Below are 21,573 nucleotides of genomic sequence, written 5' to 3'. Positions count from 1 at the left end.
GTGAACGGACCACTTGTCCATTGATGGCCGGTCAAACGCCGTGAGTCAATCTCGTTTTGCCGCAATCCCGAAACATTAGACAAAGATACCATGCGACCCGCCGCCATCATCACAAAGCCTTGAACCCGGACAGCCAGGACAGCCCCGCATCAGTCGTGGTTTTCGGGCGATATTCAGCACCGAGAGGCTTTTCATAGCCCAGAGTATCGAGCAAACGCACGATATGCCGGTAATCCAGCTCGCCATGGTCGGGTTCTGCACGGTCAGGTACGGCAGCAATCTGGACATGTCCGATATGCGGTTGCAACGCTTCCAGCCGCTTGCTGATATCGCCTTCCATGATCTGAAGATGGTAGCAATCGAACATCAGCTTCAGGTTGCTTGCCGCCACTTGGCTAATGATTTCAATGGCTTGCTCCGATGTCTTCAGAAAATATCCCGGCGCATCGCGGTGGTTCAGCGGCTCGATCAGGATCGTTATGCCATGTGCGGCGGCACGCTCGCAGGCATAGGTGAGATTGGCGAGGAATGTGCGATGCGCCACCTCACCTTCCGCCTTTCCCGCCATGACATGGATATTAAGCGCTCCAATGGCGACGGCATAATCAACTGCCTGACGAATCGCCGCCTGCGCCTCTTCTTCTCGTCCCGGAACCGCCGCCAGACCATTATCTCCGGCCTCGACATTGCCGCGACTTGTGTTGAGGCCGAGCATCGTCAGCGCGGTTTCGCGCAAGGCGGCCGCGACATCGCCCGCATCAAAATTATAGGGCCAGTGGCATTCCACGGCATCAAACCCGACGGCCTTTGCCGCGCGGATGGCGTCAGGCAGCGGCAATTCCTGCCAGAGAAAGCCGAGATTGGCTGAAAAACTGGCCATATTAATCCCACTCCACATCAAATTTATCGACGATCTGGCGAATTTGCGCCTCCGTCAGCATGTTCGGTTTCAAGCCGCGCGTGAGCATGGCGAGCTTCGCCGTTTCCTCAAGTTCTTCAACCGCATAGACAGCCGCTTCCAGATCCTTGGCGGCAACGACCGGCCCGTGATTTGCCAGCATTACCGCGCTGCGCTTGCCCGCCAGACCGCGGATTGCATCGCCCATGGCAGGATCGCCGGGAATGAAATATGGCAGCAGCTTTACCTTGCCGAGTTTCATGATCGAATAGGCCGTCAGCGGCGGCAGCATATTGTCCGGGTCCACATCCGGCAGCATGGACAGGGCGACGGAATGGCAGGAATGCAGATGCACCACAGCGCCCGTTTTGGCTGCCCGCGTTTCGTAAAAAGCGGCGTGCAACGGCATTTCCTTGGTTGGTTTGTCGCCACCGATGAAGTTGCCCTGCTGATCGAAAAGCGACAGCCTTGACGGATCGAGATTACCGAAAGAACTGCCGGTCGGGGTCACAAGCAGCCGTCCGTCTGACAGGCGCGCCGAAATATTGCCCGACGAACCACCGGTCAGCCCTCGGTCGAAGATGGACTTCGCCATCAGGCATATGGTTTCGCGGAGTTTCGCTTCTTCGCTCATGCGGCCTCCAGCTTGCGCAATGCCGTTTCGAAGAAGGCCTCCGAGCCGAAATTGCCCGATTTGAGCGCAAGCGCGACCGCCTCGCCTTCCACCGTGGCGAAAGTCCATGGAACGCCGGGCGCGATCTCCTGCCCCACCATCACGCGGGAAACGCCGAGCGCCTGTGCGACGGCACCGGATGTTTCACCGCCCGCCACAACGAAACGGCGAATGCCGAGGCTGAAAGCCTCACACGCCAGCGCTGCAAGAGACTCTTCGACAATCTGGCCTGCGCATTCAACACCGAGCTTTTCCTGTGCTGCACGGACCGAAGCCGGTTCTGCGCTGGCATAGATGAGCTTCGGCTCATCCAAGGGACGTTGCCGGAGCCATGCGATGGCTTCGCCTGCGCCATGCTCGGCCAGTTCCAGCGGATCGAGGCGATAGCTCGCCGCCTTGTCCGCATAATGCGCAACCTGTTTCAGCGTCATCGCCGAACAACTGCCGGAGAGCACGATCTGGCCCTCACGCACAACAGGTGCCTGCGCCGCTTGTTTGCTATGCTGCAATTGTCCCGCTTTAGCGAGAAGTCCCGGCAACGACATGGCAAGCGCGCTGCCGCCCGTGAGCAAGGGCAAATCCATCGTCGCCTCGGCAATGATTCCGAGATCCTCGTCGGCAACTGCATCGACGATGACATGCGCCACGCCCTGACGGGCGAGTTCGGCAAGCCGCGCCTTCAAGGCATCGGCACCTCGCGCCACAACGAGGCGATTGGCAAGCCCAACCTTGCCTTTCACCTGCGGCTGCAGCAAGCGCACCAGGCTGGAATCCCGCATCGGCGTCAGCGGATGATCCTTCATCGGGCTTTCATCCAACGGCTGCTCGCCGACGAAAAGATGCCCCATGAAAATGCTACGGCCATTTTCGGGAAAAGCCGGGCAATAGATCGTCTGCGACGCGCCGATATCGTCCATCAGCGCCTCGGCGACCGGCCCGATATTACCTTCGGCAGTGCTATCGAAAGTTGAGCAATATTTCCAATAGAACCGCTGTGCACCGGCGGCTTTTAGCCACGCATATGCCGCGCGCACCTGATTGACGGCCTCGTCAACCGGGATGGTCCGGCATTTCAGCGCGATGATCTCGAAAGGTGCTGTCGTTGCCACGCCCGGGGCTTCATTTTCGTCGGGCAATCCGAAACGCAGGGAAACCGGATAGCCGCTGCGGGCCAGCAATCCGGCGAGGTCCGTGGCTCCGGTGAAGTCATCGGCAATGGCGCCCAATACGATAGCCATGGTTATTTCTCCGCGTCCGGCATGCCCGGCAGGACAATGCCGCTACGCGCGGCTAATATTTTGGCCACGGCGGCATCGTCTTCGAGGCCGAAACCGGCCTCGGATGCTTGCTTGAACAAGGCCAGCGCGGCTTCGCTAAGCGGCGTGGAACCGCCTGCATCAGACGCTTCGCCAGTCACAATCCCCATATCCTTGACGAAAATATTCACCGCCGAGCGTGGCGTGTAATCGCCATCGACGATATGCGGCCCGCGATTTTCGAACATCCATGACGAGCCAGCGGAAACGCGGATAACATCGAACACAGTTTGCAAATCAAGGCCAACCTTGGCGGCAAGCGTCAGCGCTTCCGCAGCAGCTGCAATGTGAACACCTGCCAGCAACTGATTGATCATCTTGACTTTTGAGCCAAGGCCCGGCTCTTCGCCAAGCCGGAAAACTTTGGCCGCAACGGCGTCCAGAGCCGGGGCCGCTTTCGCGAAAGCGGCATCCGCGCCGGAACCCATGACCGTTATTTCACCGGTCAGCGCCTTTTGAAAACCGCCGGAAACCGGAGCGTCGATGACCGCCATGCCCGCAGCTTCAAGCTTGGTGGCGATCTCGACCGTGACACTCGGCGCCATCGTCACGCACAAAAGAAACACCGTGCCGGGTGCGGCAGTCTGCACCGCGCCTTTCGGGCCAAACAGCACTTCCTTAGCCTGATCGGAGTTGACCACGAAGACAAAGACGACATCGCTTTTGCCCGCATCTGCAGGCGCGGAAAAAGCCTCGCCGCCTTCCGCCGTAAACCGCTTCAGCACTTCATCGCGGATATCCACGCCCTTGACGTGAAACCCGGCCCGCAGCAGGGACAGGGCAGCGCCCCACCCCATCGAGCCAAGACCGATCACGGTTGCCGTATTGCCCGGCGTCATGCGAAACCTCCCGTTATTTTCTGCGTTACCGCTCGTTGATATCGAGGCCGTTCAGGCTCTAGGAGAGCTCATCCTCGATATGGATGCGGATGATTTCATCGAAGGACTTGTCGCCGACAAAACCGAGTGCGGTGGCGCGGCTCGCATCGAAATCCTGTGCCCATCCGGACACGATGCTTTCGATCAACGGATCGGACTGACGACGAATGAGCGCCACCGCCTTGTCGCCTGCGACACGACGAAGAGCTTCGATCTGCTCACCGACTGTTGCCGACAAACCCGGCATATTGAGAATGCAGCGATGACCGACTTTGGCCAGATCGATGGTCGCAGCGTGCAGCAGAAAGCCAACGGCTCGGCGCGGGCTTACATGCCAATGGCGCACCGATTCATCGACCGGCAGGATAGCTTCCTGCCCGACCAGAGGTTCGCGGAGGATATTAGAGAAGAAGCCCGAAGCCGCCTTGTTTGGCTTGCCGGGGCGAATGCAGACCGTTGGCAGGCGAATGCCAATGCCATCCAGAAAACCCTTGCGGGCATAATCTGCCAGCAGCAATTCGCCGATAGCTTTTTGCGCGCCATAGCTGGTGCGGGGCGTCAGGAAAAACTCGTCATCGATCTTCTCCGGGAATGGCGAACCGAACACGGCAATGGAGGATGTGAAGACAACGCGCGGCTTGTATGGCGCTTTTTCGCCTTCCTTGCGGATCGCCTCGAGCAGATAGCGCGTGCCGTCGAGATTGATCGCATAGCCCTTGTCGAAATCGAGTTCGGCCTCGCCGGAAACGATGGCGGCGAGATGAAAGATGAGGTCCGGGCGCTTGGCAATCAGCGCGCGTGTGACGGCAGCGTCGGAAATATCGCCTGCGCTCGCATGAACGGTGCCGGTGAAGCCTTCCGGTGGGGTCGGCGCAATCACGTCCACCAGCGTCAGTTGCTCGACGGGCTTTCCGTCAATGCCGCCGTCACAGGCGATTGCTTCGGAAAGCTTGCGGCCAACCATTCCTGCCGCGCCGATAATCAAAACATGCATGCAATTCTGCCTTTCCCATTCATGGATGCGGTCAGCATCCAGCGCCCTCAGCCGCGTTTGTCGCGCACTTTGGCAAGCAAGTTCTTTGTTGAAACGTAAATCCGCTCTTCATGCGCGGCGAAAGCCGCCATGGCTGCGTTCCGGTCGCGCTTTTCCAGCGCCTGCAAGATCGCCTGATGGTCGGAAAAACTGCCATCAATCGCGCCCGGCTGCGCAACCGCGCGCCGGCGATGCTCCAGCATGTAGGTGTAAAGATCGGTGACTATATCCGCGAGCAACGGATTTCCGCATTCGCGATAGATAGTGACGTGAAACTCGCGGTCGCAAATCAGAAACCGCACGGGATCGTTCAGGCAATCGACTTGCGCCTTGAGCGAACGACGCAGTATATCCAGCGCTTCGTCCGAAGTACGCTCTGCGGCATCGCCGACAATCTGCTGCTCAACCAGAAGTCTCGCCGCATGCACGGCATGGACATCGTAAAGATCGACATTGAGCCGCGATGTTATGCCTACCGCCATGCCGGAAAGATCAGCTTTGGCAACGCGCGTGCGCGATCCGTGCGAGACTTCCAGCACGCCACGCGCAGCAAGCGTCTGAATAGCGCTGCGTACCGTCTGACGGCTGACCGAAAGGGCTGCGGACAGCTCCCGCTCGCCTGGCAGCTCATCTCCAACCGCCAGCAAACCGGACGCAATAAGAGCTGCGATCTTGTCGGCGATCACATCCTTGATGGTGCGCCTCTCCAGATTTCGCCCAAGACCCGTATTTTTATCGAGCAGAAGATTATGTGCGACGATCACCGCAGTTCCCACTGACCCACTGGTATTTCCACTAGTCCAGTTGGAATTTATCGATATCGCGGTTGCTGTCAAGAGCCAGCAAAGCTTCGCGCCGCGATCTATTCAGATCGCAGCGTCTATATAACATTGTTTCGGGGGAAACCGCTTAGACTGCGTCCAGAATCTGCTTCTGCAGATCAATTGCGCGGGCATCGGCAAGTTCACGTCGCGGGCGCTCCAGATCAATGTCGATATCGAGCGCAATGGATCCTTCGCGCAACACGATCACACGGTCTGCGAGAGCAACGGCTTCCGACACATCATGGGTGATCAGCACAGTAGTAAAGCCGCGCTCAGTCCAGATGCGCTCCAAAAGACGGTGCATCTCGATGCGTGTCAGCGCATCTAGTGCGCCAAAGGGTTCGTCCAGCAGCAGAATTTTCGGATCGCTGACCAGCGCCCTAGCGAGCGCCACGCGCTGGCGCTGACCACCGGACAGAACGGAAGGCCAGTCATTGCCGCGCCCTTCCAGCCCGACATCGGATAGAACCGACAGTGCGGCCTCACGCCAGTTCTCGCCGCGCGCTATGCCGACATTGTCGGTCACACGCTGCCACGGCACCAGCCGCGCTTCCTGAAAAAGCAGACGCACCGACGGGCTGATCCCGGTTAGCGATTCTCCGCCAACAGCAACGCGCCCGCCATCGGGCAGATCGAGACCCGAAATCAGACGCAGAAGCGTGGACTTACCACCGCCAGAGCGTCCGACAACGGCCAGAAACTGCCCGGATGGCACCTCCAGATTGAAGTGCCGCAATACTTTGAGGCTGCCAAATGTGCGGTCTACATGAGAAAGCGAAACGGGCAATCCGCCCTTCGCATCCGCACTATGAGCAACTGCTTCCACCTCATATGTGTCCTGAACCGCAGCCATCAGCTTTTGCCTTTCTCCGGCTGATAGGCCGGATGCCAGACGAGCACTCGCTTTTCGATGAGGCGGGTTGCCGTGTCAGCCACCTTGCCAAGCAGGGCGTAGATAATGATGCCGAGCAGCACCACATCGGTCATTAGAAACTCACGCGCATTCATCGTCATGTAGCCGATGCCGCTGGTAGCGGAGATGGTCTCGGCAACGATCAGCGTCAGCCACATGAAGCCCAGAGCATAGCGCAGACCGACGAGGATCGACGGCAGCGCGCCGGGCAAAATAATACGCTGGATCAGAGCCTTGCGATCCAATCCGTAGACATGCGCCATCTCGATCAATTGCGGGTCGATGGTTCGCACGCCGTAAAACGTGTTGATATAGATCGGGAAGAAAACGCCGATGGAAACCAGAAATATCTTGGCGGTTTCGTCGATGCCAAACCACAGGATGACAAGCGGAACAAGCGCCAGATGCGGGATATTGCGCAACATCTGCAAGGTGCTGTCGAGCAAGGTTTCGGCAGGCTTCCACAGACCATTGACGATACCAGCGACAAAGCCCAGCCCGCCGCCGATAATGAGACCGATCAGTGCGCGCTGCGTGGAAATATAGGTATGATAGATCAGCGTTCCGTCCAGCAGCGATTTCCAGAATGCCGCCGCCACCGTGCTTGGAGCAGGCATCAGTCGCGCCGTGATCAGACCCGTGCGCGCGGCAACCTCCCAGAGGATCAAAAGAACAATCGGCAATGCCCAAGGTGCGAGCGCCTTGCCGAGCGATTTAAGACGCGGGACATCAGTTGTCCTGCTCTTTCCGGCAAAGCCGGAAATTGTTGAGTCCGCCATCAGGCCGCTCCCTTGCGCGTCACCTCGGCAATGGAAATTTCCTTCGGAATGAGGCCGAGCTTGAAGAAAGTGTCTGCAATTGCCTGCTGCTGGGCGATAACCGATGCATCAAGCGGCTTGACACCATAGGACTGGCGCTCGACGGCGCGGACAAGCACATTCTCCGGAATGCCGACCGAAGGCGCAAGCTCGGCTGCGACCGTCGCCGTATTGTCCTTGATCCACGTATCGATCTCGGCAATCGCGTCGATGACGATATCGATGGCTTCCGGATATGCATCCACGAAAGGCTGCGCGCCAAGATAAAACTGGTGATTGGGAACGAGCCCTTCACCATTGCGCAATTCACGCGCTTCAATGGCAATTTCCGCAGCCGCCTGAAAAGGATCCCAGATGACCCAGGCATCGACTGCACCGCGCTCGAAGGCGGCGCGTGCATCAGCGGGCGGCAGGAAGGTGGTTTTGATATCGGTATAGGCAAGCCCGGCATCTTCCAGCGCCTTGACCAGAAGATAGTGAACATTCGAGCCTTTATTCAGCGCAACATTCTTGCCCTTCAGCTCCGCGACCGTCTTGATGGGGCTGTCTTTGGGCACCAAAATTGCTTCACCGGTCGGCGCTGGTGGTTCATGCGCAATATAGACAAGCGGCGCACCGGCTGCCTGCGCGAAGATTGGCGGCGTTTCGCCGGTGGTACCAAAATCGACGGCACCAACATTCAGCGCTTCAAGAAGCTGCGGCCCTGCCGGAAACTCGGTCCAGCGCACGTCAAAACCGATCTTCTTCAGCTTCTCTTCGAGAATGCCGCGTGCCTTGAGCAGAACGAGCGTGCCATATTTCTGGTAGCCGATGCGCAGCACTTTTTCCTGCGCGAAAGCAGGCGCGCTGCCCACCAATGGTAATGCAGCTGCACCGGCGAGAAGACCTGCAAACTTACGTCTTGAAATGCGCATCAATACTGCTCCTGAAACACCGGCTTCTTCTTGTTCTTATGTTAAAGGCAATTGAGCGCAGCCACAGGAACGAACGTCTAACCTCATACCGTCTGGGGAAAATTCTTTACTTCCGCTGTGTCGCTCTGGCGCAAGGAAGTTCATAAGACCAATCAGGCAGATATTTTTTCCAACTTTTGCAACGCAGCCTGGTGCGGAAAAATGGCCTATCCAACGACAAAAGGTCGGACCATCAAAGCGATGTTCCGGCCTCTCAATTATGCTCTGCGCTGTGTGCAAAAAATTTGGCTCAGCGTGCTCCGCGCACGAAGCTTTCGCCCAGCGCCTGCGGCAGGCTTGCTTTGCGGCCTGCGATCAGCAGTACCAGCATGACCATCGCAAATGGCAACATCTGGATCACGTCTGTTGGAACATTGACACCAGCGACCTGCAACGCCGTTGCCAGCGACAGGCTGACACCAAACAGCAATGCGCCACCCAATACCCATAGCGGCCTGCCCCGCGCCAGCATGGCAAGCACGATAGCGATAAAGCCATTGCCATGGCTCATGAACGGAATGAACACGCCTGCAACTGCGACCGACATGAAGGCACCGCCAAGACCGGCCAATGCACCCGTTATCAACACGGCAATGCTTCGCGTGCGGACAACATCCACACCGGTTGCATCAAGTGCCGCCGGTTTATCGCCCGCAGCCTGCAGGGCCGTACCGAGATGCGTCATCCGGTAGATCCAGGCGAAAACCGCGACCAGAATGACCGCCACATAGACAACCGGATTATGGTTGAACAGAATTGGCCCCAGCACGGGGATTTCGGACAAAGGCCAGACCGGCCATTTCGGAGCACCGTCCAGACGTGGATATGTTTGCGAAAACTGCACAAAATGCAGGAGCGCAGTCAGGCCTTGGACGGCCAGCGTCAGGGCAATACCTATGACGATCTGATTGAGGCCAAGCCGCACGCAGAAAAGCACCATGAAGGATGCGATAAACGCGCCTGCAGCGATGCCGCCGACAAAGCCCAGCCCCATGCTGCCGGTGGTCCATGCCACCAGAAAACCGGCATAGGCACCGGCCAGCATCATGCCTTCGAGACCGATATTCAGCACGCCTGCCTTTTCCGACAATTGCTCGCCAAGCCCGGCCAGCAAAAGTGGCGTACCCGCAGCAATTGCGCCGAGAAACAGGGTGATGATGAAACTTTCCGTAAAAAGCGCCATGTTTTCTCCTCCTCAGACCTTCGCCCGGTAACGGCGGTTTTTGTCAAAATATTCCGCCAGCGCCAGCGTGATGAGCAACAGCGCCACGATGACGAGCGAGAAGAAGCTTGGCACACCGAGCCGACGTGCCGCGCTTTCCCCACCAATTGTCAGTGCGGAGAACAGGAAGACATAAGCGATGGAGCCAAAGCCGTTAAGCCGTGCGAGGAAAACCAGCGGCACCACCGTGAGGCTATAGGCCGGGTTCCAGTCCGCACGGACATTGCCTTGCGTGCCCAGAATATCCACGGCGCCGGACAGTCCGGCAAGGCCTGCCGAAATGGCAAAGACGGCAATCGTCAGTTTCGGCACCGAAAGTCCGGCATGAACAGCAGCACGCGGATTGGCTCCGACCAGCCGCAGCTTCATGCCAAACGACGTTTTCGTCATCATCAGATGCATGGCGATGATAACGACGAGGCCGATGATCAGGCCCGATGAGATGGTCGTATCAAACAGTTTCGGCAGGCGCGCATCCACCGGAAGCGTGCGCGTTTGCGGGGTCGTGGTCGCCGGATCGAGAAAGGCAAGCTTTACCAAAACATTGGCCAGCGAAACGCCAAGGAAGCTCATCATCAAAGTGGTGATGATTTCATTGATGCCATGCCACGCCTTGAGCATAGCGGGCAGCAGGCCCCAGACGGCACCGACCGCCAGACCGATCACCAGACCGACGGCAAGGTTGAGCCAGATTGGCAATCCGGCCGTGTGCATAAGCGGCGTCGTGGCCGCGACAATGACCGCAGCGAGCAAAAACTGCCCGTCGCCGCCGAGATTCCAGATGCCAGCGCGGAAAGCCACGATCAGACTTGCCGCGATCAGCAGAAATGGCCCCATACGGGTCAACGTTGCCGAAAGGCCGGACGGCGACAAAATCCCCCGCTCGACCACATAGGCATAGTAACTTAAGGGATTGACGCCCATGGCGAGCAGGATCAACCCACCCAGAACAAGGGCCGCGACCAGCGGTCCAACGCTGACGGCAAGGATTCTGCCCCACGCGGAAAAAGGCGGACGTGTCATCTGTCCAGCCATCCCCGCCGTGCCGGCTTGCTGATCGCTCATTCTTCTTCTCCGGTACTCATCAGACGGCCGATGGCATCGCGCGCGCCTGCTCCATTTTGGACCGTGCCAAGCACTCTGCCCTGGTCGATCACGGCTATTCTGTCGGCAAGCTCCAGAAGCTCGTCCAGATCGGTGGAAATCAACAACACGGCCTTGCCAGCATCCGCGGCATCGCGAATACGCTGGCGGGTGGCCCGAATGTTTTTCACGTCGAGCCCATAGGTCGGCTTTGCAAAAATCACCGCTTCGGCTGCGCCGGTCAGTTCACGCGCCAGCAGAACCTTCTGGATATTGCCGCCCGACAAAGTGCCAACCGGCGTCTGGACATCCGGCGTGCGGATATCGAAATTGCGAACATGTTCGGCAGCCTGAGCGCGGATCTGTTGCGGTTTTTCCAGCCCTTTGCGCCAGAAGGGGGCGGCGCCGATGTCCTTCAACAGGAAATTGGTGGCGACCGCGAAAGCGCCCACCGTTCCTTCGCCCAGACGATCATCCGTTACGTAGCGCAAGCCTGCCGTACGGCGTTCACCGACCGAAAGCGCGCCGATTTCAGTTCCGTGCAAGCGAACGCTTCCGACAGATGGAGATTGCCCTGCAAGCGCTTCTGCCAGCTCCTTCTGGCCGTTGCCATCGATCCCGGCAATTCCCAGCACTTCCCGTGCGCGGATGGTCAGCGAAACATCGCGAACCGGAATGCGCCCAGCACTGGAGTTCAGCTTTTCGACCGACAGCACCGTCGCGCCCAGATCGCGACTGACACGGGGCGCAGTTTCACCGTCGCCCGTAGCGGCATTGCCGAACATGAGCTGGATGATATTGGCTGTGTTTTCCGCATCGGTATGGGATTTCAGTTCTTCCGGTGCGATAGCGCCAGCATTCTTGCCGAGGCGCAACACGGAAATCCGATCGCCATAGGCAAGCGCCTCGTTGAGCTTGTGGGTGATGAATATGACCGCCAGCCCTTCCGCCACGAGCCGCCGCATCAACTGCCCCAGCGACACAGCCTCGTTGGGCGTCAGCATGGCTGTTGCTTCGTCAAGGATCAGGCATCGGCTGCCGCGCATCAAGGCACGCAGAATTTCCACCTGCTGGCGTTCGCCAAGCGACAGGCTGGAGACGAGTGCAAAAGGATCGACCCGCAATCCCACGCGGCTTGCGGTTTCGTTGATCCGCTTTGCAACGCCGTTGCGATCCGGTTTCCGCCACCAAGCGCCACCAAGCGTAAAATTGTCGACCACCGTCAAACTCGGCACCAGCATGGAATGCTGGAACACTGTGCCGATCCCCAACGACAAGGCATGGCGGGGCGATGTGATGTTGACCTGTGCGCCATCCACCTCGATCCAGCCATCATCGGGCTGCTGCAGCCCGGACAGCATGCCGACAAGAGTGGATTTACCTGCGCCGTTCTCGCCAAGGAGAACATGAACTTCTCCCGGCCAGATATCTGTACTGACATTATTATTGGCGACGACACCCGGAAAGCGCTTGGTTATGCCGCGCAGAGCGACAAAGGGCATGCCCGAAGAACTGACCGGAGAATTTACTGCGTGTGATGAGAGAGGGACTACTTTTTCCGTTGTCGCCTGCATCAAACTGTCCTTCATGGAAGTCCGTCTCGTCGCGACCGGATGGATCATAACGAGGCCCGAAAGCAACGAGACGGATATTCGAGCGCCGTGCGTCCTGTCGGACGCACCAAAGTCGCTCTCACTGCTTTATCCATGCATCCTGCTTTTCAGAAATCGAACCCGATTTCTGAGCCGATGCTTGAGCAAGCTGGTTACTTGGAAGCGACCGTTTTCACCAACGCATGCACGCTGTCGGCATCGAACTTCGGCTCAACCTTGATCTCGCCGGACACAACCTTGGCCTGAAGATCTTCGATCTCCTTCCACACATTGTCCGGGATGTTCTTGGTCTTCAGAAGACGCAGGCTGCCGTCATCCAGTTTGATATTATAGTTGTGGCTGCCGTACTTGCCGTCTTTCAGATCCTGAATCATCGCCGCATAAACGGGTTTCAGATCCCAGATAACAGAAGACAGAAGGAAGCCCTTGTCGATTGGGCTCTTGTCGCCGATGACGTCGATGAAATAGGCCTTGCCGCCATCCGTGGCAGGCGTAGTCTCGACGGCCTGCAACATGCCGAAGCTGGAACCGTTGCCCTGTCCGAAGATAACGTCCGCGCCGGAAGCGATAACCGTTTCCGTCACGCGCTTGCCGCCTGCGGCGTCCGCATAGGCAGCTGGTCCAATGACGGCATAACGAACTTCAACCGCCGGGTTTTCAGCCTTCACGCCCTGGGCAAAAGCAACCGACATGTTGTTCCACGATGGCGGCTCACCCGAAACGACGATACCGACGACCTTGGTGCGGCTGACCTTGGCGGCGAGACGACCGGCGAGATAAGCACCATCGCTACCGGCGGCAGTGTAGTCGGCCACCTTGCCTGCCGAAAGCTTGTCCGGACTGTCGACAATGGCAACAGGGACCTTCATTTCCTCGCCGATTTCCGGCGCAGCGGTGTTATAGCCGGAAGCATGCGCGATCAGCAGACCAGCGCCATCTTCGGCAAGCTCGCGCAGCGTCGGGCGCACGTCGCCATAGCCGAGATTTTCCGCAACCACAACCTTCACACCGGCAGCTTCGCCAGCGGCCTTGGCAGCTGCCACGCCCTGCTGGTTCCAGCCCATGTCAGTTCCCATTTCCGGAGCCAGAATTGCGATTGATTTGATATCTTCCGCCAATGCAGTACTGGCCATCCAGCTGCTCACTGCAAGAGCAAGCACAGCTTTACTTACTGTACTGATTCCCATTTTCTTCATTTTGTCGTTCCCTATTGTAGAATTTTGTTGACTATTTTTTACTCTCCGGTTGAATCTTAAGTACAAACGGGAGCAAAGTTTGAAAATGCGAATTCACCTTACCTTTCTTGCTACAGCACTTCTTGGATTAAACACTGCGCAAGCCGCCATCAGCGGCCAATCGCTCGACATCACCGTCGAAAACAGTGGAAAGACTTCACTGGCATGTTCGGCTGCTTTTGCGCACTGGTTCTCCGCCGATCTTGGCGAAGTTGCGCCCGGTGCGAGCCGTTCATTCAGCTTTGGTGTCGATGTGAAGACAGGCAATGTCTTCCAGTTGAATTCAGTCGGCGACAAGATGGCCGTGCAGCGCATCTGGTGCGGGCACAAGGGCGATGACTGGGCAACACGCGCTGAAATTCCGATGGAGCGCCGTGCAGGCGCGACGCCGGAACCGGTACGTCTGCGCTGCGAGGCAGGCGTCAAGGCAACCCGATGCGCCGCCCCATAGCGGCGCTCGACCAAGCCCTGGATTGGGCGAATTGCCAATCTGTTACAGCCTCGCATCTGACCCCTCCATTTGGAACGAAGCGTGTCCGAAACGCAGATCCCCGAAAGATCTCAGCTGCGCATGAACCTCACCCCGATTGACAGTGCGAGAATACGATAGCATGATCATACCGTAATACAATATTGAAAATCGACTGGCGGTGAATTTGCAGAAAATCCTTGCATCCATCTGGATATAAAGGAAAATTTTAAAATCGACCGCAGATCAGCATTCATAAGAGAGAGAAAATGCGCACAGCAATTGTTACCGGAGCGAGCCGCGGACTGGGGAAAGCCTTCGCTATCGGACTGGCAAAAGACGGGTTCGCACTTGGTCTTTGCGCCCGTGATGCGGCAGCTCTGGAAGAGACTGCAGAGGCTGCACGCGCCGCTGGAGCGCCGAAGGTCGTTGTCATTGCCGCCGATCTTTCACAGCTCGGTGCAGCTGAAAAAGTTGTAGCCGATACGCTCGCCGTCACCGGACGGATTGATGCGCTGATCAACAATGCAGGCGCGACCAAGCGCGGCGATTTCCTTTCGCTCAGCGACGATGATTTTCTGGAAGGCTTTGCGCTCAAGTTTCACGCCACCGTGCGGTTTTGTCGGGCCGCGTGGCCTGCTCTTGTCGATAGCAAAGGCAGCATCGTGAATATATCGGGTGTCGGTGCACATACGCCCGAGCCAGACTTCACCATTGGCGGCTCGGTCAACTCCGCCTTGATCAACTTTACAAAGGCGATTTCAAAGCGCGCCCAAGGCACCGGAATGCGGATCAATACCCTCTGCCCCGGCCATATCGTGACCGACCGGCTAATGCGCCGTATCGAAGTGCTGGCAAAGGAACGGAATATTTCTCTGGACGCGGCGCGCGACGCGCTGCGTGAAGCCCAAGCCATCCAGCGCTATGGAGAAGCGGAAGAAGTTGCTGACGTCGTGCGCTTTCTGTGCAGCCCGGCGGCTGCCTATGTGCATGGCACGGTCATCAATGTCGACGGTGGTGCGACGCCGGGAATATGATCCCGGCGTCGAACGTCCGGTTCAAGAAGCGCTGGCCTCTTCGGCCAGCCGCTCGCGCAGAATAGCGATTGCGACTTTGCCTGCGTTCATGACGTGATAAGCCGCCGCCTTGCGGGCTTCCTTGCCGCGTCTGGCTGCCAGATGACCGACGACCTCTTCCAGCTCGGTGAGGCTTTCGCGCGTTCTGCCCGGTGCGCCGAGCGACGTTGCGCGGAGAACCATGACGCGGGCGTTCAGCGACGAAAGCGTATGCCCCAGCGCCTCATTATGCGCACCGTAGATCAGGCAGTCGTAGAAAGCGTTCTTGGCCGTCAGCCGCTCCAGAGGATCGGTGATCTTGTCGCTGTTCTTCAGCACTTCGAATGCAGCCTTCAGCGCTGCAATGTCGTCATCAGTCGCATTTTGGGCGAACAACTCGCAGGCAAGACCTTCCAGTTCGATACGAACCTGATAGATGCCCTCAGCCTGTTCGGGCTTCAGCCGCGCGACGATGGGGCCGCGATGCGGCACCACTTCCACGAGACCTTCACTCTCCAGTTGACGTAGCGCTTCGCGTACAGCCGTGCGGCTCACGCCAGTCATTTCGCACAAATCACGTTCAGTGATGCGCTGTCCGGCTGTGAAATACCCGATCGCGATAGAGTTACGGATACTTTCCGTAACGCTATGACGGACCGGTGCTGCAGCCTTTATCACTTTGAAATCAATAGGTGGGTTTTTTCCGTTCATCAATATCGCCATAAGTTTGCGCCCCATAAGCGAAAAGCGGGCATATTACCGTATTACTATACGATAACTGCACTTTTTGAAAGCATCCCATTGTTCTCTCTGCCCGTTTTAGGTGCAGAACCTTATGCGGGCGCCTCTTCAATCACCGCCATAGCCGCCGCAACGCCTGCGCCGACGTCGATATTCGGCACGCCTGCCGCCTTGAGACCGCCTGCAATGGCAGCAACCGAGACGAGCGAATAGGTCGGACGTGCCGTCGGACCCATATGTCCGATACGTGTCAGCTTGCCGAGCGTTTCACCACGCCCTGACGAAAAGACGACACCATAGCGGTCGCGGATCGCCGCACGCAATTTGGCCTCATCCACCCCTTCTGGGATCGCCACAGCCGTACAGGTCGGCGATGCGATTTCTTCCCGTGCAGCCCAGAGTTTCAGACCGGCGGCCTGAATGCCTGCGCGGCAGGCTTTGGCAGTCCAGGCATGGCGCGCCCAGACGACCTGTTCACCCTCTTCCAGATAGAGGTCGAGCGCCGCATCCAGCGCATTGATTTCGGAAACAGATGGCGTGAAGGGGAATGGCTTATGTGCTTCATGAGCGCGCTTCCAATCAATGATCGACAGGATGGAAGCTGTCGGCGCATTGGGATTGGCAGCGATTTTCTCCCAGGCGGCATCGCTGACATGCAGAAGCGTCAGCCCGGGAGGGCAACCGAGACACTTGTTCGGACCGGTCACGAACATATCCGCATGCGCCGTTTCGGGCAGCACATCCATACCGCCGAAGGCCGATACGGAATCGACGATGAACAATTTTCCCGCAGCCTGAACGACCGTTCCGATTTCCGCGACCGGATTGACCGTGCCGGATGGCGTATCGTGGTGGCAGATCGACACGATCGCAACATCGGGACGCTTTTTGAGGAAGTCAGCCACGGCTTCAGCCGTCAGCACCTCATTATAGGGCACTTCCAGCTCGACCACTTCCTTGGCATAGCGTGCAGCCCAGTAGCCGAAGCCTTTTCCGTAGACGCCCGAAACGAGATTGAGAACCACATCATTTCTGGTGATCAGCGAAGCGGCTGCCGCTTCCAGCCCAAGAACAGGCTCTCCATGCAGGATAACCGGCGGTGTTTTGGTGTGAAACACACGCTGCACCTTGGCATTTACAGCCTCGTAGAACGCAAGAAATGCCGGGTCGTAATCATAGAGAACCGGTCGCGACAAGGCACGCAACACAGCCGGATAGGCATCGACGGGACCGGTGGTCAGCGTAAAAATCGGGTCGGCAATTTTTCCTGCATTCATTTCGTTCTCCCTTGCTTATGCTTTTATTTCGGTGCGCTATCTGGCTCGCGCCAGGCTGAGAAATGATGTTGCGTCGGCTGCATTCTCTATCCTTTCAAGAGAAGCGATCAATGCCTCGCCGTCGATTGCGATCCCGCGCCAGTCGATCTGCGCCTTGAATTTCTGCGCCAGTTCGGCATTGCTCATCGGATGAGCCAACCCACCCTTGGCGCCATCTATCCTGCGCACCAGTTTGCGCCCATCCTCAAGCAGAACGCAAACCTCCACCGCCTCGAAAGAGAATGACGGATCGTCGGCAAAGGACAGTTTTTCAACCAACACCTTCAGTTCAGGATCGGCCACAGCGGCATCGGAGAAAGCCGCCAGATCGGCCTTGCCCCATAACAAGCTGACCGCGACAGCGTGTTGGGCGCTGACCTGCGCCAGCCTCCCGGTTGTAACGCCCGGCCTGTCCGTGCGCTGACGCAGCAACGGGTGGCCGGTCAGTGTTACAGATGTAATGGCATCAGCCCGCAGACCGCCCTCACCGTGCAGTTCAAGGCAAGCTTCAATCACCGGATTGAGCACTACACCGCATGGATAGGGCTTGAAGGTGTTCTTCAAAATTTCCCAATCGCTGCCAAGTCCGCCGGTCAACGCGTCATAATCAGACGTATCGGAATGCAAAGCCAGAAAGCCGCGCGCTCCCTCCAGAGGTTCTGCCGGGCCGGTATATCCATCGGCTGCCAGCAGAGCGGACATGAGGCCGGATCGCGCCGCCTGCCCTACGGAAAGGCTTTTGGACATGGTGCCCAAGGTTTCAACCGAGCCGGATGCCTGTGCCAGTGCATGGCCCAGAGCATCGACGAGTTGCGACGGGGAAAGCCGCAACAGCCGACCCGCAGCCAGTGCGGCACCAAATGTCCCGCAAGTCGAGGTAATGTGCCAGCCGCGTGCATAATGAACCGGATGAAGCGCATTGCCCAACCGGCACGTCACTTCCGCACCAAGCACGAAAGCCTCGATCAGATCGGCACCTGATACTGGACGCCCTTCCCCGGCCATGGCTTCGGCCAATGCCAGAATGGCTGGCGCGACCGGTGCCGATGGATGAATAACCGTCGGCACATGCGTGTCGTCAAAATCGAAGATGTTGGCGGAAGCGGCATTGATATAGGCCGCCCAAAGCATGTCGGCCCGCTCGGAACGGCCAATGATGCTTGCTTTCGCCGGTCCAGAAAAGGCTGGCAGCATGGCCACCAGTTTTTGTGTCGCTGCTTCGTTCGAGCCGCCTATGGCCGTGCCGACCATATTGAGCAATGAGCGCCGTCCCGCAGCGCGTACTGCTTCAGGCAAAGCTGGCGGAGCATGGACAAACTCCGCCAGAGTGAGGCTTAAACCCTTCATGTCACGCGCCAGCAGCTTTGCCGCGCACCTCGGCACCCGCCCATTTCTCGAGCGGGCGAATGATTGCGGTCATGTCGGCATCTGCACCGAGATCGGCCTTGGTGATCGAGAAAAGCATGCGCACCGCATTGCCCACCATCATCGGCACACCGAGCCGTTCAGCTTCTTCGAGGCACAAACGGATATCCTTGAGCGACAAGCCGATTGCAAAACCGAAATCGAAACCACGCGGCAGAACGAAGCGCGGGATTTTATCGGCGCTCGCGGAGGTGCGCCCGGAACCGGCATTAAGGACTTCGATCATGACATCGGCATCGAGACCGGCCTTGGCACCCATTACCATGGCTTCTGACGTGATCGCTAATGCAGCAGCCGAGCAGATATTGTTGATGAGCTTCATCACCTGCGCCTTGCCCGGCTCTTCGGCGACACGGATCACCTTGCCAAGCGCGAGCAGCATCGGTTCCACGACCGAAAAATGCGCCGAAGGTCCCGCAGCCATGAGCGCAAGCGTGCCCTTCTTGGCACCTGCGACACCGCCCGAAACCGGACTATCAATCAGGGCAATGCCCGCAGCCGACAATATTTCAGCCAGATCCATCTCGGCCTTCGGCCCGGTGGTCGACAGATCAACGACGCGCTTCACCACGCCGGGATTGGCCGCAATACTGCGCCCGACAGCGATCACCACCTCGGGCGTCGGCAAGGACAGGAAGATCGTCTCTGCGCGCGCGGTCAATTCGCCGATGGTGCCAGCCTCTTCCGCCCCTGCGGCAACCAATGCGGCCACCGCCGCTTCGGCACGGTCATTCACGGCAAGTTTGTAGCCTGCACCGATGATGCGCTCCGCCATAGGGCGTCCCATATTGCCAAGGCCGACAAAACCGACTTCACTCATTCCACTCTCCTGTTATCGCGGTCGCGCCATCAGGCAAACGACCAGCCATTATCCACCGGTATCGCCGCACCGTTGATTCCTTCGCTGGCAGCGCCGCAAAGGAACAGCGCCAAGGCCGTCACCGTCTCCATCGGAATAAATTTGCCACCCGGCTGACGGGTGGAAAGGAAAAGACGCGTCGCCTCTTCAGTGCTGATGCCTTTTTCCGCGGCCAGCACTTCAATGCGGCCAAGGGCGGAATCGGTTGCCATCAGCCCGGGGCAGATCGCGTTGCAGGTGATCGCGGTTGAGGCCAGCTCCAGCGCGACCGTCCGCGTCAGGCCGATCATTGCGTGTTTGGTGGTGACATAATCCGCACGACCGGCCAGCGCGATCAGGCTGTAAACCGACGCCATATTGACGATCCGCCCCCAACCCCGGGCCTGCATGCCGGGCAGACAGGCGCGAATCAACCGGAAGGGAGCGGACAGATTGACCTCCAGCGCCTTGTCCCAATCGGAATCGGCCAGCGTCTGCACCGGCGACATTTTGCGAATAACGGCATTGTTGACCAGAATATCGATCCCGCCCAACTGTTCGGTTGCAAGGGCTGCAAGATGATCGGCTGCCCCGGTTTCAGACAGATCGATCACCGATGAGCCGACCGGCTGGCCTGTTTCGCGGCTCAGAGCCGTCGCGGCATCGCTCACTTCGGGCAGAATATCGGTGAGAAACACACGATCTCCGGCCTTTGCAAAGCTGCGGGCCAGTTCCAGTCCAAGGCCAAGGGCCGAACCGGTAATCAGAACACCACGTCTTGTTGCAAGCGTCATCGCGCCAGTTCCTCCCACGTCAAACTTGGCGCAACGTCGAGCCGAACGATGATCCCCTCCAGTTCAGCCGAAGGTGCTGAATAGGCCTGCATAACCGCCGGATCGTGGCCCGGAACAATGTGATCGAGGCTTGGCGCCAGTTCGGTCAGTCGGGCATAGCCGCGAATAAGAGAGGCTTCATCGTAGAGCACGGGAAACGGATTGCGATGCTCCATATTGGCGTAAAAATGCGTCGCATCGGAAGCCAGAACCACCCAGCCACGCGCGGTATAGACGCGAACCGCCTGCAAACCAGCACTGTGGCCCGGCACAGCATGAAGCCAGAATCCGGGCGAAAGCTCCCGGTCGCCCCGGTGAAACTCAATCCTGCCCGCATAAAGGCTGCGGATATAGGCGACGATGTTTTCAACATCGAACGGAGCGCGCGCTTTCGGGTCGCACATGCAGGGGCCGGTCGCGTGGCCCGCTTCATCAACCTGCAAATGAAAATGCGCTGCCGGAAAATCGCCAAGCGTTCCCGCATGATCGTAGTGGAGATGTGTCAGCACGACCTGAGACACCTTGCCTGCATCCACGCCGAGAAGCGCCAGCGCATCCACCGGCTTCCGCAGCAAGGTCCGCCCGCGCGCATCGGCTGCATCCTGCCCAAAGCCGGTATCGATAACGAAAACCTCGTCACCACGCCGGGCAAGCCAGACAAAATAGTCGAGATCGGCACCCGACTCATGCGGATCAGAAACATGCAGAAAATTGTCTTTGATCGTTCGTCCGCCATGGGTGGCGTAACGCAAGGCATAAAGCTCGAAGGGCGCTATTTCCCCGTCAGGTCCCGTTATCGGCTTCGCCATGATCCTCCCGCCCCACAAGCACATTCGACGTCGATACGCCGAACAATTTCATCTTAGCCTACAGTATGACCGTAATCTTGTCATACAATCTATTGACAGGTCAAGTCCGGCATGTCTAACCTTGGGTCAATAAGAAAGACAAAACCACGGGGACAAGCTGGCGCACAGCCACCTTAACGGAGAGATGTATGACTCGTCCTGAATTCAACGGTGAACAATTCCAAAAGGGGTTGAAGGTTCGACGCGAAGTGCTTGGCGAGGCTTATGTCGCGCCGTCGCTGGCCAATGCCGACGATCTGACCGCACCGCTTCAAAAGCTCGTCACCGAATGGTGCTGGGGTGAAATCTGGACCCGCCCCGGTCTCGAGCGCAAGACACGCAGTTTTCTCAACCTCGCCATGCTGACGGCGCTGAACCGTCCGCATGAAATCAAGATCCACGTTCGCGGCGCCTTGAACAATGGCATCACCGAAAACGAGATCGTCGAGGTCATTCTTCAGGCCGCGATTTATTGCGGTGTACCTGCCGCGCTCGACGCCATGCGCGTTGCTTCGGATGTGATCCGGCAAATGCGTGAAGAAAAGGCCGAAAGCGCCTGATTTATATAACCGGAAACGCTCCATAAAAC

22 protein-coding genes are annotated in these 21,573 nt (G+C 58.2%); 3 read left to right on the top strand and 19 right to left on the bottom strand.

The window, feature by feature from the left end; genetic code table 11:
* Positions 1-109 precede the first annotated feature (109 nt).
* The 13 genes from FHW03_RS05600 to FHW03_RS05540 form a co-directional block, all read right to left on the bottom strand.
* A complete protein-coding gene (locus FHW03_RS05600) occupies positions 110-880 on the bottom strand; it encodes a TIM barrel protein (RefSeq protein WP_182519722.1) in 771 nt (256 codons plus the stop codon).
* A 1-nt stretch (position 881) separates the two neighbouring features.
* Positions 882-1,532 carry a 3-oxo-tetronate 4-phosphate decarboxylase gene (otnC, locus tag FHW03_RS05595; RefSeq protein WP_182519721.1) on the bottom strand — a complete coding sequence of 217 codons (651 nt, stop codon included), beginning with the start codon at positions 1,530-1,532 and terminating at the stop codon, positions 882-884.
* Complete coding sequence (gene otnK, locus FHW03_RS05590; protein ID WP_182519720.1) at positions 1,529-2,809, bottom strand: 3-oxo-tetronate kinase; 1,281 nt, start codon at positions 2,807-2,809, stop codon at positions 1,529-1,531. The genes otnC and otnK overlap by 4 nt, the downstream gene beginning before the upstream one ends.
* A 2-nt stretch (positions 2,810-2,811) precedes the next feature.
* Entirely contained in the window at positions 2,812-3,726 is a 915-nt protein-coding gene (gene ltnD / locus FHW03_RS05585; RefSeq protein WP_182519719.1) for an L-threonate dehydrogenase, read from the bottom strand.
* A 58-nt stretch (positions 3,727-3,784) separates the two neighbouring features.
* Positions 3,785-4,759, bottom strand: a complete 975-nt coding sequence (denD, locus tag FHW03_RS05580) for a D-erythronate dehydrogenase (RefSeq protein WP_182519718.1) — start codon at positions 4,757-4,759, stop codon at positions 3,785-3,787.
* A gap of 47 nt (positions 4,760-4,806) precedes the next feature.
* On the bottom strand, positions 4,807-5,562 hold the full coding sequence (locus FHW03_RS05575; protein WP_182519717.1) for an FCD domain-containing protein: 756 nt from the start codon (positions 5,560-5,562) through the stop codon (positions 4,807-4,809).
* 145 nt (positions 5,563-5,707) lie between these two features.
* Positions 5,708-6,475 carry an ATP-binding cassette domain-containing protein gene (locus FHW03_RS05570; protein ID WP_182519716.1) on the bottom strand — a complete coding sequence of 256 codons (768 nt, stop codon included), beginning with the start codon at positions 6,473-6,475 and terminating at the stop codon, positions 5,708-5,710.
* On the bottom strand, positions 6,475-7,314 hold the full coding sequence (locus FHW03_RS05565) for an ABC transporter permease subunit (protein ID WP_182519715.1): 840 nt from the start codon (positions 7,312-7,314) through the stop codon (positions 6,475-6,477). The genes FHW03_RS05570 and FHW03_RS05565 overlap by 1 nt, the downstream gene beginning before the upstream one ends.
* Positions 7,314-8,267: a sulfonate ABC transporter substrate-binding protein gene (locus FHW03_RS05560; protein WP_182519714.1), complete on the bottom strand. Its 954-nt coding sequence runs from the start codon at positions 8,265-8,267 to the stop codon at positions 7,314-7,316. The genes FHW03_RS05565 and FHW03_RS05560 overlap by 1 nt, the downstream gene beginning before the upstream one ends.
* A 289-nt stretch (positions 8,268-8,556) precedes the next feature.
* The gene (locus FHW03_RS05555) at positions 8,557-9,489 is read right to left on the bottom strand and encodes an ABC transporter permease (protein WP_078339138.1); all 933 of its coding nucleotides are present in this window, start codon (positions 9,487-9,489) and stop codon (positions 8,557-8,559) included.
* Between the two features lie 12 nt (positions 9,490-9,501).
* On the bottom strand, positions 9,502-10,593 hold the full coding sequence (locus FHW03_RS05550; protein WP_182519713.1) for an ABC transporter permease: 1,092 nt from the start codon (positions 10,591-10,593) through the stop codon (positions 9,502-9,504).
* A complete protein-coding gene (locus tag FHW03_RS05545) occupies positions 10,590-12,200 on the bottom strand; it encodes an ABC transporter ATP-binding protein (RefSeq protein WP_377514202.1) in 1,611 nt (536 codons plus the stop codon). The genes FHW03_RS05550 and FHW03_RS05545 overlap by 4 nt, the downstream gene beginning before the upstream one ends.
* Before the next feature lie 176 nt (positions 12,201-12,376).
* On the bottom strand, positions 12,377-13,420 hold the full coding sequence (locus tag FHW03_RS05540; protein ID WP_377514199.1) for a BMP family protein: 1,044 nt from the start codon (positions 13,418-13,420) through the stop codon (positions 12,377-12,379).
* 85 nt (positions 13,421-13,505) lie between these two features.
* Between FHW03_RS05540 and FHW03_RS05535 the strand changes: the two genes are divergently transcribed.
* Together FHW03_RS05535 and FHW03_RS05530 are read left to right on the top strand one after the other, a co-directional pair.
* The gene (locus tag FHW03_RS05535; protein ID WP_182519712.1) at positions 13,506-13,910 is read left to right on the top strand and encodes a hypothetical protein; all 405 of its coding nucleotides are present in this window, start codon (positions 13,506-13,508) and stop codon (positions 13,908-13,910) included.
* Positions 13,911-14,197: 287 nt separating this feature from the next.
* A complete protein-coding gene (locus tag FHW03_RS05530) occupies positions 14,198-14,965 on the top strand; it encodes an SDR family oxidoreductase (RefSeq protein WP_182519711.1) in 768 nt (255 codons plus the stop codon).
* 21 nt (positions 14,966-14,986) lie between these two features.
* On the opposite strand, the gene FHW03_RS05525 is transcribed toward FHW03_RS05530, so the two are convergent.
* The 6 genes from FHW03_RS05525 to FHW03_RS05500 all read right to left on the bottom strand — a co-directional run bounded on the left by FHW03_RS05525 (position 14,987) and on the right by FHW03_RS05500 (position 20,945).
* Positions 14,987-15,694, bottom strand: a complete 708-nt coding sequence (locus FHW03_RS05525) for a GntR family transcriptional regulator (protein ID WP_210238404.1) — start codon at positions 15,692-15,694, stop codon at positions 14,987-14,989.
* Positions 15,695-15,816: 122 nt separating this feature from the next.
* Complete coding sequence (gene ppaT / locus FHW03_RS05520) at positions 15,817-17,001, bottom strand: pyridoxamine--pyruvate transaminase (protein ID WP_182519710.1); 1,185 nt, start codon at positions 16,999-17,001, stop codon at positions 15,817-15,819.
* 36 nt (positions 17,002-17,037) lie between these two features.
* A complete protein-coding gene (locus FHW03_RS05515) occupies positions 17,038-18,387 on the bottom strand; it encodes an MmgE/PrpD family protein (RefSeq protein ID WP_182519709.1) in 1,350 nt (449 codons plus the stop codon).
* Position 18,388: 1 nt separating this feature from the next.
* Complete coding sequence (locus tag FHW03_RS05510; RefSeq protein WP_138783649.1) at positions 18,389-19,285, bottom strand: NAD(P)-dependent oxidoreductase; 897 nt, start codon at positions 19,283-19,285, stop codon at positions 18,389-18,391.
* A 29-nt stretch (positions 19,286-19,314) separates the two neighbouring features.
* Positions 19,315-20,097: an SDR family oxidoreductase gene (locus FHW03_RS05505; RefSeq protein ID WP_182519708.1), complete on the bottom strand. Its 783-nt coding sequence runs from the start codon at positions 20,095-20,097 to the stop codon at positions 19,315-19,317.
* On the bottom strand, positions 20,094-20,945 hold the full coding sequence (locus FHW03_RS05500; protein WP_182519707.1) for an N-acyl homoserine lactonase family protein: 852 nt from the start codon (positions 20,943-20,945) through the stop codon (positions 20,094-20,096). The genes FHW03_RS05505 and FHW03_RS05500 overlap by 4 nt, the downstream gene beginning before the upstream one ends.
* 188 nt (positions 20,946-21,133) lie before the next feature.
* Here FHW03_RS05500 and FHW03_RS05495 point away from each other — a divergent pair, with 188 nt between their 5' ends.
* Positions 21,134-21,544, top strand: coding sequence for a carboxymuconolactone decarboxylase family protein (locus FHW03_RS05495; protein WP_182519706.1), 411 nt, complete (start codon positions 21,134-21,136; stop codon positions 21,542-21,544).
* Positions 21,545-21,573: the final 29 nt, after the last annotated feature.

Origin of the sequence: Ochrobactrum sp. RH2CCR150 (assembly GCA_014138095.1) — a bacterium.
In the GTDB taxonomy this organism is placed as follows: Bacteria; Pseudomonadota; Alphaproteobacteria; order Rhizobiales; family Rhizobiaceae; genus Brucella; species Brucella gambitense.
This window is presented reverse-complemented; position numbering and strand designations above follow the sequence as displayed.